Raw genomic sequence first — 13,530 nt, 5'->3', positions numbered from 1 at the left:
CCAGCCGCAGCCGGGCCGCACGCCGATAACAGGGCTCGGGAATCAGAGTGCCGGTTCGCGAACGGAAGCCTTGAAGACATCGAGGCGGCTTCCCGTTTCCAACGAGAAGAAATGCATGTCGTCAGGCGAAAGCTTCAGGCCGACCGCACTGCCGGGCTCGGGGTGGACTGCCTCCGACGTCATCACCGAGAACGGCACGCCGTCGAGATCGACATAGATGACCCGCCCGGCGCCAAGCTCCTCGACAAGGTCCACAGTGGCCTTGAGCGCGCCCGCCGTGCCGGGCGCCACCAGCCGGACGGCTTCCGGCCGGATGCCCATCGCGACCCGCGTGCCGACCGGCAGGCCGGCCCGAGCAACAGCCAGGCGTCGGCTGCCGCCGAGCAGCGAAAGCCCATCGAGCTCGACCGTGCCTTCCAGTATGTTCATGGCCGGCGCGCCGACGAAGGTGGCGACGAAACGGCTGGCCGGCCGGCTGTAGACTTCGGCTGGCGTGCCGACCTGCTCGACCCGTCCGCCATTCATCACCACCAGCTTGTCGGCGAGCGTCATTGCCTCGACCTGGTCGTGGGTGACGAAGACCGATGTGGCGTTCAGCCGCCGATGCAGCTTGCGGATTTCCGAGCGCATCTGCACGCGCAGCTTGGCGTCGAGATTGGAAAGCGGCTCGTCGAACAGGAACACCTTGGGCTCGCGGATCATCGCGCGGCCCATGGCGACGCGCTGTCTCTGGCCTCCCGAAAGCGCCATCGGCTTGCGGTCGAGCAGATGTTCGAGCTCCAGCGTGCGGGCGACCGCCTGGATGCGCTGTGTGCGTTCAGCAGAGGGAACGCCGGCGACCTTGAGCGAATAGCCGATGTTCTGCGAAACACTCATATGCGGATAGAGCGCGTAGTTCTGGAACACCATGGCGCAGCCGCGCTCGCGCGGCTCGAGCTTGTTGACGACGGTGCCGTCGATCGCGATCGTGCCCTCGGAAATATCTTCCAGCCCGGCGATCATGCGCAGCAGCGTGGACTTGCCGCAGCCGGACGGTCCCAGGATGACGACGAATTCGCCTGACGCGAAGTCGAGGTCGACGCCGTGCACGACCTGGGTCTTGGCGTAGTTCTTCCTGACGCCGCGAATGGTGATGGAGGCCATGGGCTGTCCTTTCCAGGTCACTTTTCGGTGGCGATCAGGCCGCGCACGAACCAGCGCTGCATGGCGACCACGACGATCAGCGGCGGCAGCATGACGATCAGCGTGCCGGCCATGGCGATATGCCATTCCGGAGCGCCGCCGACATTGGGGATAAGCTGCTTGAGTTCGGTGACGGCTGTCGCATGCGACTGATCGGTGGTGATGAGCAGCGGCCACAGATATTGGTTCCACGCCCACAGGAACATGATGGTTCCTAGCGCCGCCATATTGTTGCGCGACAGCGGCAGCAGGATATCGATGAAGAAGCGCAGCGCGCCGGCGCCATCCATGCGTGCCGCCTCCGTCAGTTCATCCGGCACCGTCAGGAAGAACTGCCGGTAGAGAAACGTGCCGGTGGCCGTTGCGATCAGCGGCATAATCAGGCCGGTATAGGAATTGAGCAGCCCGAGGCTGAGCGAGACCTGCACGCCCGACACCTTTTCGATCAACCAGCTCAAGCCCGTAACATCAAGGATGGCCTGATAGGGCGACAGCACATCGGCGACGACCGCGTAGGTCGGCACGATGCGCACTTCCAGCGGCAGCATCAGGGTGACGAAGATCAGCCAGAAGATGAAGCTGCGCCCGGGGTAGCGGAAATAGACGATCGAAAAGGCGGTGAGCGCCGAGACGATCACTTTGCCTGCCGCGACGCCGGCAGCCATGATGAAACTGTTCAGCAGCTTGGGGCCGAGGTCGGCTGTCGTCCATGCCGTTTTGATGTTTAGCCAGAAATCGCTGCCCGGCAGCAGCGACATCGGCACGTCATTGACATCCCTGAGATTGTGCGACGCTGCAATCGCCACGATCACGAACGGCGCGACGCAAAAGAGGAAGCCGACGAACAGGATCAGATGGGTGAAAAAATTGAGGAACGGTGTGCGCTCTACCATGTCCGCCTCACCTGTAGTGCACGCGCCGCTCGATGAAGCGGAACTGGAAGATGGTGAGCACGATGATGAGCAGCATCAGGATGATGCTCTGCGCGGCGGCGCCCGAATAGTCCAAGCCTTTGAAACCGTCGGAATAGATCTTGTAGACCATCAGATTGGTCGCGTTGGCCGGGCCGCCGGCAGTCATGATATCGACGATGCCAAAGGAATCCTGAAAGCTCTCGGTGATGTTGATGACCAGCAGGAAGAAGATCGTCGGCGTGATCAGCGGGAACTGGATATCCCAGAAGCGCCTGAGAACGCCTGACCCATCCATCGCCGCCGCCTCGATCAGCGAGCGCGGGATTGCCTGCAGCGCGGCAAGGAAGAAGATGAAGTTATAGCCGACATATTTCCAGGAAAAGGCCGCGATGATCGAGGCCATGGCGTCCGTGCCATCGAGGCCAGGATCCCAGAAGCCGGGCCAGACCCGGTTGACGACGGCCATGAAGCCGGCTTCCGGTGCCAGGATGAAGCGGAACGCCAGCGCCAACGCCGGCGCTGCTATGCCATAAGGCCAGATCAGCACCACTCGATAGAAACGGGAGCCGGCAAGTTGCCGGTCCGTCAAGGCCGCGAGCACGAGCGCGATGAGCATCGCCAGGCCGGTGCTGGTAGCGGCAAAGACAAGGCTGGCGCTGATCGAATTCCAGTAGTCGGCGTTGGACAGGATCGAGCGAAAATTGTCGAGCCCGACCCAGATGTTGCCGCCGCCCCAAGGCTGTTGCAGCGTCAGCGACCAATACACGGCCTGGCCTGCCGGCCAGTAGAAGAAGGTGAAGATCAGGAGAAGCTGCGGCACCGCGAAAAGGATGCCGATAGTCCACCTGCTGAAAGTAACGCGTTTTTCCATCGGTCCGCCGGCGCCGCTTTGACAGCTAGCTTGGAGCAAAGTGAGATTAATAACGAAACGGCCGCCCGTCGACCCGAGCATGATCCCGAAAAGTGGAAACTGGTTTTCGAAAAATCACGCCTAGGTTTTCGACGGGCAGCCTGGCATTCCAGGGCTCAGGGCAGCGTCTTGCCCGGATAGGTCTGCTGGAAGCGGTCGAGGATGGCGTCGCCATTCTTGACCAGCGTGTCGAGGCCTTGCTGGACGGTGAGCTTGTTGGCGAAGATCGCCTGCATCTGCGTGCCGAACTCGGCGCGGATCTGGGTGAAGTTGCCCAGACGGATGCCGCGGGTGATTTCCGTCGGCTCGGACGCGGTCAGGCTGGCGATTGCGACCTCACGGCCCTTGTAAGGCGCCTTGTCGTAGAAGCCTTGGCCTTTCATGTAGTCGAAGCCCGACTTCGTCACCGGAATGTAGCCGGTGTTGGTCGACCAGAACAAAGCGGTCTTGGGATCGTGGATGAAGTTGAGGAAGGCGGCAGCGCCCTTGTATTCGGCATCCGACTTGCCGGAAAGCACCCACAGCGAAGCGCCGCCGACGAGCGAATTCTTGCGCTCCGTGCCGGCATAGACCGGCAGTTCGGCGACATCCCAGTTCATGCCTTCCTTCTGCGTCCTGCCGACCGTGCCATGGTCGCCGACCGAGGTCAGGATTACCTGGCAGGAGCCGGAGGCGAAGGCCTGTACCATGTCCTGGCCGAGGTCCTTGGACTTGATCTTGATCAGGCCGGCATCATACCACTTCTTGAGATCGGTGACGTACTGGACGAACTTGGTCTTGTTGACTTCGAGACGCGCGTCGAGGCCGTCATAGCCATTGTTCTTGGTGGCGATCGGCTGGTTATGGAGAGCCGAGAACTGCTCCATCAGCTGCCAGCTTTCGTTGGCCGAGATGTTGATCGCCATCGGGCAATCATAGCCGGCGTCCTTCAACGCCTTGAGGTCGGCGCCGACATCTTCCCAGGTCTTCGGCGCTTCGGTCTTGCCGATCTTGGCGAAGGCGTCCTTGTTCCAGTACATCAAAGGGGTCGACGAATTGAACGGAAAGGACAGCATCTCGCCCTTCGAGGTCGCGTAGTAGCGCGCGATGCCGGGGAAATAGTCGGCGTAGTCGATCTTGTAGCCGTTCTCTTCCATCAGCTTGTCGGCGGGCTTGTAGGCCCCCGACAGCATCATGGTGGCGGTGCCGACGTCGTAGACCTGAACCACGGCGGGCTGCTTGCCGGCGCGGAAGGCGGCGATCGTATTCTGCAGCGTGGCGTCGTAATTGCCCTGGCTGGTGCAGACGACTTCATAATCGGACTGCGAAGCATTGAAGTTCTTGCACAGTGTGTCGACGACGCGGGCGAGATCGCCCGACAGGCCGAACCAGAAATCGAACTTTACCGGCTCCGCAAAGGCAGGAACCGCAAGCACCGTGCTGAGCGCGCCTGCGGCAAGGGCAGCGAGGCCCCGCTTGATGATGGTCATGTTTCTTCCCTCTTGATGGCTGTTGACAAGGGTCTTGCGCAAGTCCTTGCCCGCTCTCTTAGAGAAGGTATGTGACAGTTCTGTTGTGGCCCCTCAGGCCTGTGGACAGCCCGTCTTTCCTCCCCCTCGGCGGTTGCCCCGGCCTGAAGATGTCATGCCGGCGCCTTATGCAACTAGGGCGGTTGCCGATGGGGTAAAGACCATCATGATTATCCGGCTAAAAATGTTCGTGCGGCTGACCCGTTGCAACCGCGCCTGCCGTTCTCGTCGCTGCGCCGGATGGCAGCCCGGCCTCCGATCATCAAGCTCAGGCGGCGACCGTTCGCGTGGAATAGCTCGGCCTGGTTGTTACGATCCGAGTGCCGCCTCAACCAACCGTTTGGCGTCCGGTCCCGACCATTCCGCCGGGCCGTTCATATGGGCGATCAGGCAGCCTTCGCCGTCGATGAGCATGGTGACGGGAAGGCCGAGTGCGAGGCCGCGTGTCTTGAGATCGTTGAACAGCGCCATGGTGGAATCCCGGTAGTAACCGAGCGTCGCGACGCCAGTGTCCTTCAGGAACTTCTTCGGCTTCACATCGTCGCCGGCATCGACATTGACGGCGACCACCTGAAACACGTCGCTGCCCTTCTCCCTCTGCAGCGCATCCAGGGCCGGCATTTCCGCGCGGCATGGCGCGCACCATGTGGCCCACAGATTGAGCAGCACCGTTTTCCCCGCCTGGTCGGCGATCGTCATCGGCTTGCCGTCCGGACCATTGAAGGCGAGAGCCTTCATCGATTGCGGCGGATCGGCAGGCAAAAGGGCTGCAACCTCACCCGTGGCCGCGGCCGCGACCTTCTTGGCGCGCTCGCTCTTGGCGGCGCAGGCAACATCGTCCTTGCTGTCGCCGACCGCTGCCTGCTGCGCGGCATTGTTGCCAGACCGGCTCTCGCTGACATATACCGCGACCGCACCGGCCAGCGCTCCCGCCACCAGGGCGGCGAGGATCAGGCGCGGGGCCGGGAAAAATCTACTACCGTCTGCCATTTTCTCAAAACTGCTCCGAAGCACGGGTTATAGCGATGAGCGACACGAAGACCAGCAACCAGATGTGGGGCGGACGTTTTGCCTCGGGTCCCGCCGCGATCATGGAAGCGATCAACGCGTCGATCTCGTTCGATCGCAAACTCTATGCGCAGGACATAAGAGGCTCGATCGCCCACAGCGACATGCTGGCGCAAACGGGCATTATTTCGGCGGCCGATCAAGAAAAAATCGCGCACGGCCTGAACACGATCCTGAAAGAGATCGAGGCCGGCACGTTCGAGTTCTCGACCAGGCTGGAAGACATCCACATGAATATCGAGGCCCGCCTCGCCGACCTGATTGGTCCGGCGGCCGGACGGCTGCACACCGCCCGCTCGCGCAACGACCAGGTGGCGGTCGATTTGAGGCTGTGGGTCAAGGACGAATGCTTTCGCGTCGCCGAGGCGTTGAAAGGGCTGATCGAGGCGCTGCTGGCACGGGCCGAGGAACATGCGGCGACGGTTATGCCGGGCTTCACCCACATGCAGGCAGCGCAGCCGGTGACCTTCGGGCATCACTGCATGGCCTATGTCGAGATGTTTTCGCGCGACCTGTCGCGGGTCCGCGACGCGATTGAACGGATGGACGAAAGCCCGCTCGGTGCCGCAGCACTTGCCGGCACCAGCTTCCCGATCGACCGCCACAAGACCGCCAAGGCACTCGGCTTCCGTGAGCCGATGCGCAATTCGCTGGACAGCGTTTCGGATCGCGATTTCGCACTGGAATTCCTCGGCATGGCCGCGATCTGCGCCACGCATCTGTCGCGGCTGGCGGAAGAAATCATCATCTGGTCGACGCCGCAGTTCGGCTTCGTCAGGTTGTCGGACTCGTTCTCCACCGGTTCCTCGATCATGCCGCAGAAGAAGAACCCGGACGCGGCCGAACTGGTGCGCGGCAAGACCGGCCGCGTCACCGGCCATCTGGTCGGCCTGCTGACGGTGATGAAGGGCATGCCGCTGACTTACGGCAAGGACATGCAGGAGGACAAGGAATCGGTGTTCGACGCCGCCGAAACGCTCGACCTGATGCTGGCGGCAATGACCGGCATGGTCTCGGACATGACTGTCAACGCCGCTGCCATGAAGAAGGCGGCCGGTTCCGGCCACGCGACCGCGACCGATTTGGCGGACTGGCTGGTGCGAACGCTCGGCCTGCCGTTCCGCGAGGCACATCACGTTACCGGCCGCGCGGTGGCGCTGGCGGAAGAGAAGAAAGTGGGGCTGGAGAAGCTCTCTCTGGAGGATCTGCAATCGATCGACCCCGGCATCACGTCGGATATATTCTCGGTGCTGGCGGTGCAGAATTCGGTCAAGAGCCGCACCAGTTTCGGCGGCACCGCGCCATCGGAAGTGAGGAAGCAGATCCGCAGCTGGAAAAAGCGATTGTCGAAAGCGTGATGTCGGATATTGCGGCCAGCAATATCCGGGGTGCAATACCCCGCGAACTCGGCTAAAAGCGGCGGCTGGCAAAAGCTTCGGACGGATGGATCGATGACGGTAAGCAGGATTTTGTTGACGCTGTCGCTGCTGGCGGCGATGGCGGCCGTTACGGCCTGCGGCCGGAGGGGCGGTCTCGACACGCCCTATGAGGCAGCGGTCCAAGCGCGCAAGGATGCTTCAAAAGCCCACCAGCCTGTGCCGCCGGAGCCGGAAAAACCGGTCGAGGACAAGAAGTTCATCCTCGACCCGCTGATCTAGAGTGCGATGAGACCGTCTGGTCTCATCGCACTCCAACTTTCCGGAACCAGTCTCGTGAACCATTTCGACTACCGCGACGGCGTGCTGCATGCCGAGGACGTGGCGATCCCCGATATCGCCGCGCAAATCGGCACACCGTTCTACTGCTATTCGACGGCCACATTGGTCAGGCACTACCGGGTGTTTGCCCAAGCCTTCTCCGGCCTCGACGCGCTGGTCTGCTACGCCATGAAGGCCAATTCCAACCAGGCGGTGCTGCGGACGCTGGCAAAGCTCGGCGCCGGGGCCGATGTGGTGTCGGAAGGCGAATTGCGCCGGGCGCTTGCGGCCGGCATCCCAGCAAGCAAGATACTGTTCTCGGGCGTCGGCAAGACCAAGCGCGAAATGGACTTCGCGCTCAACGCCGGCATCCTCTGCTTCAACGTCGAGTCCGAGCCTGAACTGGAGTTGCTGTCGGCCCGCGCCGTAGCCCTTGGCAAGGTGGCATCGATCTCGCTGCGCATCAATCCCGACGTCGACGCCAGGACCCACAAGAAGATCTCAACCGGCAAGGCCGAGAACAAGTTCGGCATTCCGTGGCAGAGGGCGCGGCAGGTCTATGCCCGCGCGGCGCAGCTTCCGGGCATCAAGGTCACCGGCATCGATACCCATATCGGCAGCCAGATCACCGAGCTGCAGCCTTTCGACGACGCCTTTGCCCTGCTTGTCGATCTGGTCGGTGCGCTGCGCACCGACGGCCATGCCATCGAGCACATCGATCTCGGCGGCGGCCTCGGCATTCCCTACCGCGTCGACAACAACCCGCCGCCCCTGCCTGATGCCTATGCCCAGATCGTCAGGAAGCATGTCACAAATCTCGGGCTGAAGGTGATGTTCGAGCCGGGCCGGCTGATATCAGGCAATGCCGGCATCCTCGTCTCGGAAGTGATCTTCGTGAAGGAAGGCGCCGCCAAGAATTTCCTGGTCGTCGACGCCGCCATGAACGATCTGATCCGGCCGACGCTCTACGATGCCTTCCACGACATCCGTCCGGTCGTTCTGCCGCCGGCCGACGCGCCGCGCATAATGGTCGATGTGGTCGGCCCGGTCTGCGAGACCGGCGATTATCTCGGCCTCGACCGCGATTTGCCCAGGCTGAAGGCGGGCGACCTGATTGCCGTTTCCACGGCCGGAGCCTACGGCGCCGTGCAGGCCGGCACCTACAACACTCGCCTGCTGGTGCCCGAGGTGCTGGTGGACACCGACCGCTTCCACGTCGTGCGTCCGCGCCCGACCTATGACGATCTGATCGGGCTGGATTCGGTACCGGACTGGCTGGCATAGAAGCCGGTCGTCCTTATCGCTTCCGACGAAGGAAAGAAGCGGTTCCTCGGCGGTCCGGTCGCGGAAGGAAGAATTCTTAGCTGCCTGGGTGCGACCCACAGGACGGCGTCAAACACGCCGCCGAGTGCCAATAGCGGGCATGTGGTGCTTCGCTCGAAAAAAAGTTTCTGTATATACAAAAACGCTTGAAAATAGGCGCGTTTCTGTATATACAGAAATTGTCGGGGCTGACAGTGATGAAGTTCGAGTGGGACGACGAAAAGGCGAGGAGGAACAAAGCCAAACATGGGGTGTCGTTCGAACTCGCCGAAATTTTCGATTTCGACAATGCCATGATCTTCGAAGATGCGACCGAAGATTATGACGAGGAGAGGTCATTGGGATCGGCTTCATTGGCAACAAGATCCATCAGATCGTCTACACTCCGCGTAGCGGAAACATTCGAGTCATTTCCCTCCGCCGCGCTACCAAAGAGGAGATCAGGAGCTATGTCGAATACCTCGAAACCGGCTACTAAAAGTGGCGCCAACATCAGAGCTAAGCGGGCATCCTCTCCTATGAAGTTCGCTGGAGGCGGGTCTGAGATGGATAGGGTCAGGAAGGCTGCGTTGATCGGGAAAAGCGAGCCGTCAAAAGTAAGTCTATTGAATCGGGCCAAGGCCGCTCTGGATGAAATGACGATCGAGGAAGACGCAGCCATTACCGCTGCGGCTCGAACAGATCCCGACGCACAGCCAAACCTGGCTGCAAGGCGCGGAAGGCCTCGATCGGATCACACGAAGATCGCGATATTGCTGAGGCTGGACCCTGATGTTGTTGAGAGCTTCAAGAAGAGTGGTTCTGGCTGGCAGACACGCATGAATGCTGCGTTGCGCGAGGCAGCCAATCTCGACTAGGAGGGATTGCGGGTGAGCGACCTACTCCGAAATCGGCGCAATCCTTGACCGCTTACAACCGGTTCTGGATGAGCGCCCTGATGTCGGCGATCCTGTCCTCGTCGCGGCGGTAGAATGTCCATTGCTTGATGCGCTTGGCGCGCAACAGGCCAGCCTGGGTGAGCACGCGCATATGCTCGCTGAGCGTCGCCTGGGTGATGCCGAGCTTTTCGGCAATCAGCAGCGCGCAAACACCGTCCTCGACCAGATCGCCGTCCGCTTGGCGCGGGAAATGCGCCCGCGGATCCTTCAGCCAGTCGAGGACCAGCAGCCTGCGTTCGTTGGCGATCGCCTTGAAGACATCGACCTCTTGCATTTAGCCATTTTGCCAAGTTACTAATTACTGTCAATCCCAGGGAGATGATCATGTCGCAGGGCACCGTCACACGCGAATGCATTGCCGCGATGGAACCGCGCATCCGCCCCTATGTGCGCCACACGCCGGTGCTGCGCGTCGACATGGCCGACTTCGACCGCCCGCCCCTGGCGCTCGACCTGAAGCTCGAATGCCTGCAGCATTCCGGCTCGTTCAAGGCGCGCGGCGCTTTCACCAACCTGCTCGAACGGCCGGTTCCCAAGGCCGGCGTCGTCGCCGCCTCGGGCGGCAACCATGGCGCGGCCGTCGCCTACGCCGCCAAACGGCTGGGTCACAAGGCGACCATCTTCGTTCCCGAAGTGAGCCCGCCGGCCAAGCTGGAGCGCATTCGCGGCTATGGCGCCGAACTGGTCGTCGGCGGCGCCCGCTATGCCGAGGCCCTGGCCGCCAGCGAACGCTTCGCCGAGGAGACCGGCGCCTTGCAGATCCATGCCTTCAACCAGGAGGAAACGCTGATCGGCCAAGGCACGCTCGGGCTTGAGATCGAAAGCGATTTGCCTCGGGTCGACACGTTGCTGGTCGCCGTCGGCGGCGGCGGCTTGATCGGCGGTATCGCCGCCTGGTTTGCCGGCCGCATCCGCATCATTGCCGTCGAGCCCGAGGGCGCGCCGACGCTACATCGCGCCTTCGAGGCCGGACGCCCGGTCGACGCGCCGGCAGAAGGCATCGCCGCCGATTCGCTGGCGCCCAAACGCGTCGGCGAAATGATGTTTCCGATCGCCGAGGCTTTCGTCGAGCGTTCCATCCTGGTCAGCGACGACGAGATCATAGCCGCGCAGAAAGCGCTGTGGAACCGGACGCGCATCATCTCCGAACCGGGTGGCGCCGCGGCATTCGCTGCGGTGCTGTCCGGGCGCTACGCGCCGGCACCTGGTGAGCGCGTCGCCGTGCTGGTCTGCGGAGCAAACACAAATCCCGCGAATTTCTGACGGGAACCATCCGCGCGGGCTTCACGTTTTTGCAAACTGCCTCGCCTTTGCCGTGTTTGCTGGTATTCTTCGAGTCGCGAGGACAGGGCTATCCCGCCCGCCTTCAGGAAGGGCCGATGACGGAACGACCCACCTTCAGCAGCGATCGCGGCCTGGCCGGGCGCCTTGCCCTGAGCCGACTGGCGACGCGGGTCTCGATGATGGTCGAGCGTGGCTGGCCGCTGCTGCTTCCGCTCATCCTTGTCGCCAGCCTGTTCCTCAGCATCTCCTGGCTCGGCATTTTCTCCCGGCTGCCGGATTTCGCGCGTATCGGCCTGATTGCTGCATTCGGCATGGCAACGCTGGCCGCGCTCTATCCGTTGCGCTTTTTCCGCATGCCTGGCGCCGCCGAAATCGACCGCCGGATCGAAGCGGCCAATCAACTGTTGCACAGCCCCGTGCTGGTGCAGACCGACCGGCCGAGCGGGCGCGAAACCAGCTTCTCGCAGGCGCTGTGGCGCGAGCACCAGAAGCGCATGGCGAGGAAGCTCGACAGCCTTAGCTCCGACCTGCCGCGCGCGCGCGTGCCGGAGCGCGATCCCTGGGGGCTGCGCGCGCTGGCCGCACTCCTGCTCGTCACCGCCTTTGCCTTCTCCTTCGGGCCGAGCGGTGGGCGGATCTCCGACGGGTTCAGCGCCCGCGGCACGCATGACGTACTGCCGCCGCGCATAGATGCATGGGTGACGCCGCCGGCCTATACCGGCAAACCCCCGATCTTCCTGACCGCCGGCGCCAACCAGACGACGCCAACCTTTACCGTTCCGGAAGGCAGCGACGTCTCGCTACGCGTGACCGGCGGGTCGGGCGAGGAAACGCTTGCCTATGCCGCCAAGGACGGCAATGCGCGCACGATCGATCCGGCCAGCGCGCCGCTCGCCGCCACGGTCAAGCCGGCAGCAAGCCCGGCGGCGCCTTCCCAGGTCCGCCAGTTCACCGATAGGCTGACAGGCGATGGCACGCTGACGCTGAAGTCCGGCGGGGACGAGCTCGGCCGCTGGGCCTTCGCGGTGCTGCCCGACAAACCGCCGCAGATCCGTTTTGTCGGTGAGCCTAAGCGCGCCGTCAACGGCGCCTTCGAACTCAACTACCAGATCGACGACGATTACGGCGCCGCCAATGCCAAGGCGATTTTCGCGCTGGCCGACCCGCAGGCGCCGGGCGCGCATCCGCTCTATGGTCCGCCCGAGATGCCGTTGACACTGCCGCGCCGCGGCGGCAAGTCGAATGCCGCCAGGACCTCGAAGGACCTGACCGAGCATGTCTGGGCCGGCGGCAACATCAAGCTGACGCTCGTCGCGACCGACGATGCCGGGCATACGGCGACCAGCGAGACCAAGACGCTTGTGATGCCGCAGCGGCCGTTCACCAACCCGCTGGCCCGGGCCGTGATCGAACAGCGTCGCCTGCTGGCACTCGATGCCAATGCCAAGCCGCGCGTGCTCGACCTGATGGATGCGATCACGCTCAGGCCTGAAGACACGTTCGACAATATGTCCCACTACCTTGCCATCATGAGCGCGCGCAGCCGGCTGAAGCAGGCCGACAGCGATGACGAGTTGCGCAACGAGGTGTCCTATCTCTGGGAAATCGCGCTCGGTATCGAGGAAGGCAATCTCTCGGCCGCCGAGAAGCGGTTGCGCCAGGCGCAGCAGGCGCTGGAGGACGCCATCAAGAACGGCGCCAGCGACCAGGAGATCGAAAAGGCGATGAAGGAACTGCGCGAGGCGATGAACCAGTTCCTGCAGGAATTCGCCGAACGCGCCAAGCAGAATCCGAACGCACCGCAGATGCAGCAGAACGGCCAGGAACTGCGCCAGAGCGACATCGACCGCATGATGGACCAGATCGAGAATCTGGCGAAATCCGGCGACCGCGACAAGGCGCAGCAATTGCTGTCTCAGCTGCAGGACATGATGAACAATCTCCAGGCCGGCCGTCAGCAGCAGGGCGGGCAGCAGGACAGCGAGATGCGCCAGCAGATGGACAAGCTCGGCGATATCCTGCGGCGACAGCAGGAGATGATGAACGACACGTTCCGCATGGACCAGATGCAGCGCGGCGATCGCCAGCGCGGCCAGAACCGCGACGAGCAGCTTGGCGAAGGCAGCGGCGAGGACCAGGACAAGCCGGGTGCCGGCCAGGACCGCGATCCGCCCGCCAAGCCGAAGACGATGACACCGCAGGAATTCGCCGATGCGCTGAAGCAGTTGCAGGAAGGTCAGGGCCAGCTGAAGAGCGACCTCGAGCAATTGAAGAAGGGCCTGGAAGGCATGGGCATGGAGCCCAATGAAGGATTTGGCGAGGCCGGCAAATCGATGGGCAACGCCGAACAGGCGCTTGGCGAGGGTGAAGGCGACCAGGCCGTCGGCCACCAGGGCCGCGCGCTCGAGGCGTTGCGCAAGGGCGCCAAGGATATGATGAAACAGATGCAGGCCATGCAAGGCGACCAGGGCGGCAGCGAGCAAGGCGGCCGCCAGCAGAATGCCGATCGGGACCCGCTCGGCCGGCCACGCGCCAGCCAGGGTCCCGATTTCGGCGATTCTGTGAAAGTACCCGACGAGATCGACGTCCAGCGCGCGCGCCAAATCCTGGAAGCGATCCGCAAGCGGCTCGGCAATGCGCTCAGCCCCGACATCGAGCGCAGCTATCTGGAACGGCTGCTGGAGCTGAAATAGGGGTAGCCGCCCT

The 13,530-nt window shown here is 62.8% G+C and carries 12 protein-coding genes; 6 read left to right on the top strand and 6 right to left on the bottom strand.

Features of this window, described 5'->3' with window-relative positions; genetic code table 11:
- Positions 1 to 42 precede the first annotated feature (42 nt).
- The 5 genes from NKJ26_RS26205 to tlpA all read right to left on the bottom strand — a co-directional run bounded on the left by NKJ26_RS26205 (position 43) and on the right by tlpA (position 5,504).
- Positions 43 to 1,143 carry a sn-glycerol-3-phosphate import ATP-binding protein UgpC gene (locus NKJ26_RS26205; protein ID WP_352698148.1) on the bottom strand — a complete coding sequence of 367 codons (1,101 nt, stop codon included), beginning with the start codon at positions 1,141 to 1,143 and terminating at the stop codon, positions 43 to 45.
- 17 nt (positions 1,144 to 1,160) lie between these two features.
- Complete coding sequence (locus tag NKJ26_RS26200) at positions 1,161 to 2,075, bottom strand: ABC transporter permease subunit (RefSeq protein ID WP_352698147.1); 915 nt, start codon at positions 2,073 to 2,075, stop codon at positions 1,161 to 1,163.
- A 7-nt stretch (positions 2,076 to 2,082) separates the two neighbouring features.
- Entirely contained in the window at positions 2,083 to 2,967 is an 885-nt protein-coding gene (locus NKJ26_RS26195) for a carbohydrate ABC transporter permease (protein ID WP_352698145.1), read from the bottom strand.
- Between the two features lie 155 nt (positions 2,968 to 3,122).
- Positions 3,123 to 4,475, bottom strand: a complete 1,353-nt coding sequence (locus NKJ26_RS26190; protein ID WP_352698143.1) for an extracellular solute-binding protein — start codon at positions 4,473 to 4,475, stop codon at positions 3,123 to 3,125.
- Between the two features lie 348 nt (positions 4,476 to 4,823).
- The gene (gene tlpA / locus NKJ26_RS26185; protein WP_352698141.1) at positions 4,824 to 5,504 is read right to left on the bottom strand and encodes a thiol:disulfide interchange protein TlpA; all 681 of its coding nucleotides are present in this window, start codon (positions 5,502 to 5,504) and stop codon (positions 4,824 to 4,826) included.
- A gap of 35 nt (positions 5,505 to 5,539) precedes the next feature.
- Between tlpA and argH the strand changes: the two genes are divergently transcribed.
- The 4 genes from argH to NKJ26_RS33630 all read left to right on the top strand — a co-directional run bounded on the left by argH (position 5,540) and on the right by NKJ26_RS33630 (position 9,459).
- Positions 5,540 to 6,940, top strand: a complete 1,401-nt coding sequence (gene argH / locus NKJ26_RS26180) for an argininosuccinate lyase (RefSeq protein WP_352698140.1) — start codon at positions 5,540 to 5,542, stop codon at positions 6,938 to 6,940.
- Between the two features lie 93 nt (positions 6,941 to 7,033).
- The gene (locus tag NKJ26_RS26175; protein ID WP_352604722.1) at positions 7,034 to 7,240 is read left to right on the top strand and encodes a lipoprotein; all 207 of its coding nucleotides are present in this window, start codon (positions 7,034 to 7,036) and stop codon (positions 7,238 to 7,240) included.
- Positions 7,241 to 7,294: 54 nt separating this feature from the next.
- On the top strand, positions 7,295 to 8,563 hold the full coding sequence (gene lysA, locus NKJ26_RS26170; protein ID WP_352698138.1) for a diaminopimelate decarboxylase: 1,269 nt from the start codon (positions 7,295 to 7,297) through the stop codon (positions 8,561 to 8,563).
- A gap of 236 nt (positions 8,564 to 8,799) precedes the next feature.
- Positions 8,800 to 9,459: a BrnA antitoxin family protein gene (locus NKJ26_RS33630; protein ID WP_502903200.1), complete on the top strand. Its 660-nt coding sequence runs from the start codon at positions 8,800 to 8,802 to the stop codon at positions 9,457 to 9,459.
- Positions 9,460 to 9,511: 52 nt separating this feature from the next.
- On the opposite strand, the gene NKJ26_RS26155 is transcribed toward NKJ26_RS33630, so the two are convergent.
- Positions 9,512 to 9,814: an ArsR/SmtB family transcription factor gene (locus NKJ26_RS26155; protein WP_352698136.1), complete on the bottom strand. Its 303-nt coding sequence runs from the start codon at positions 9,812 to 9,814 to the stop codon at positions 9,512 to 9,514.
- A 50-nt stretch (positions 9,815 to 9,864) separates the two neighbouring features.
- Between NKJ26_RS26155 and NKJ26_RS26150 the strand changes: the two genes are divergently transcribed.
- On the top strand, positions 9,865 to 10,803 hold the full coding sequence (locus tag NKJ26_RS26150) for a threonine/serine dehydratase (protein ID WP_352698134.1): 939 nt from the start codon (positions 9,865 to 9,867) through the stop codon (positions 10,801 to 10,803).
- A 116-nt stretch (positions 10,804 to 10,919) separates the two neighbouring features.
- Complete coding sequence (locus NKJ26_RS26145; RefSeq protein WP_352698133.1) at positions 10,920 to 13,517, top strand: TIGR02302 family protein; 2,598 nt, start codon at positions 10,920 to 10,922, stop codon at positions 13,515 to 13,517.
- The last annotated feature ends 13 nt before the right edge of the window (positions 13,518 to 13,530 follow it).

This window comes from Mesorhizobium sp. M0152 (assembly GCF_040322415.1).
In the GTDB taxonomy this organism is placed as follows: domain Bacteria; phylum Pseudomonadota; class Alphaproteobacteria; order Rhizobiales; family Rhizobiaceae; genus Mesorhizobium.
This window is presented reverse-complemented; position numbering and strand designations above follow the sequence as displayed.

What these genes read in the sequence shown, in the direction of transcription:
- NKJ26_RS33630 (WP_502903200.1), top strand. Translation starts at nt 8,800, where the DNA reads ATGAAGTTCGAGTGGGACGACGAAAAGGCGAGGAGGAACAAAGCCAAA.
- NKJ26_RS26175 (WP_352604722.1), top strand. Translation starts at nt 7,034, where the DNA reads ATGACGGTAAGCAGGATTTTGTTGACGCTGTCGCTGCTGGCGGCGATG.
- NKJ26_RS26205 (WP_352698148.1), bottom strand. Translation starts at nt 1,143, where the DNA reads ATGGCCTCCATCACCATTCGCGGCGTCAGGAAGAACTACGCCAAGACC.
- NKJ26_RS26190 (WP_352698143.1), bottom strand. Translation starts at nt 4,475, where the DNA reads ATGACCATCATCAAGCGGGGCCTCGCTGCCCTTGCCGCAGGCGCGCTC.
- tlpA (WP_352698141.1), bottom strand. Translation starts at nt 5,504, where the DNA reads ATGGCAGACGGTAGTAGATTTTTCCCGGCCCCGCGCCTGATCCTCGCC.
- NKJ26_RS26150 (WP_352698134.1), top strand. Translation starts at nt 9,865, where the DNA reads ATGTCGCAGGGCACCGTCACACGCGAATGCATTGCCGCGATGGAACCG.
- NKJ26_RS26155 (WP_352698136.1), bottom strand. Translation starts at nt 9,814, where the DNA reads ATGCAAGAGGTCGATGTCTTCAAGGCGATCGCCAACGAACGCAGGCTG.
- NKJ26_RS26195 (WP_352698145.1), bottom strand. Translation starts at nt 2,967, where the DNA reads ATGGAAAAACGCGTTACTTTCAGCAGGTGGACTATCGGCATCCTTTTC.
- NKJ26_RS26145 (WP_352698133.1), top strand. Translation starts at nt 10,920, where the DNA reads ATGACGGAACGACCCACCTTCAGCAGCGATCGCGGCCTGGCCGGGCGC.
- NKJ26_RS26200 (WP_352698147.1), bottom strand. Translation starts at nt 2,075, where the DNA reads ATGGTAGAGCGCACACCGTTCCTCAATTTTTTCACCCATCTGATCCTG.
- argH (WP_352698140.1), top strand. Translation starts at nt 5,540, where the DNA reads ATGAGCGACACGAAGACCAGCAACCAGATGTGGGGCGGACGTTTTGCC.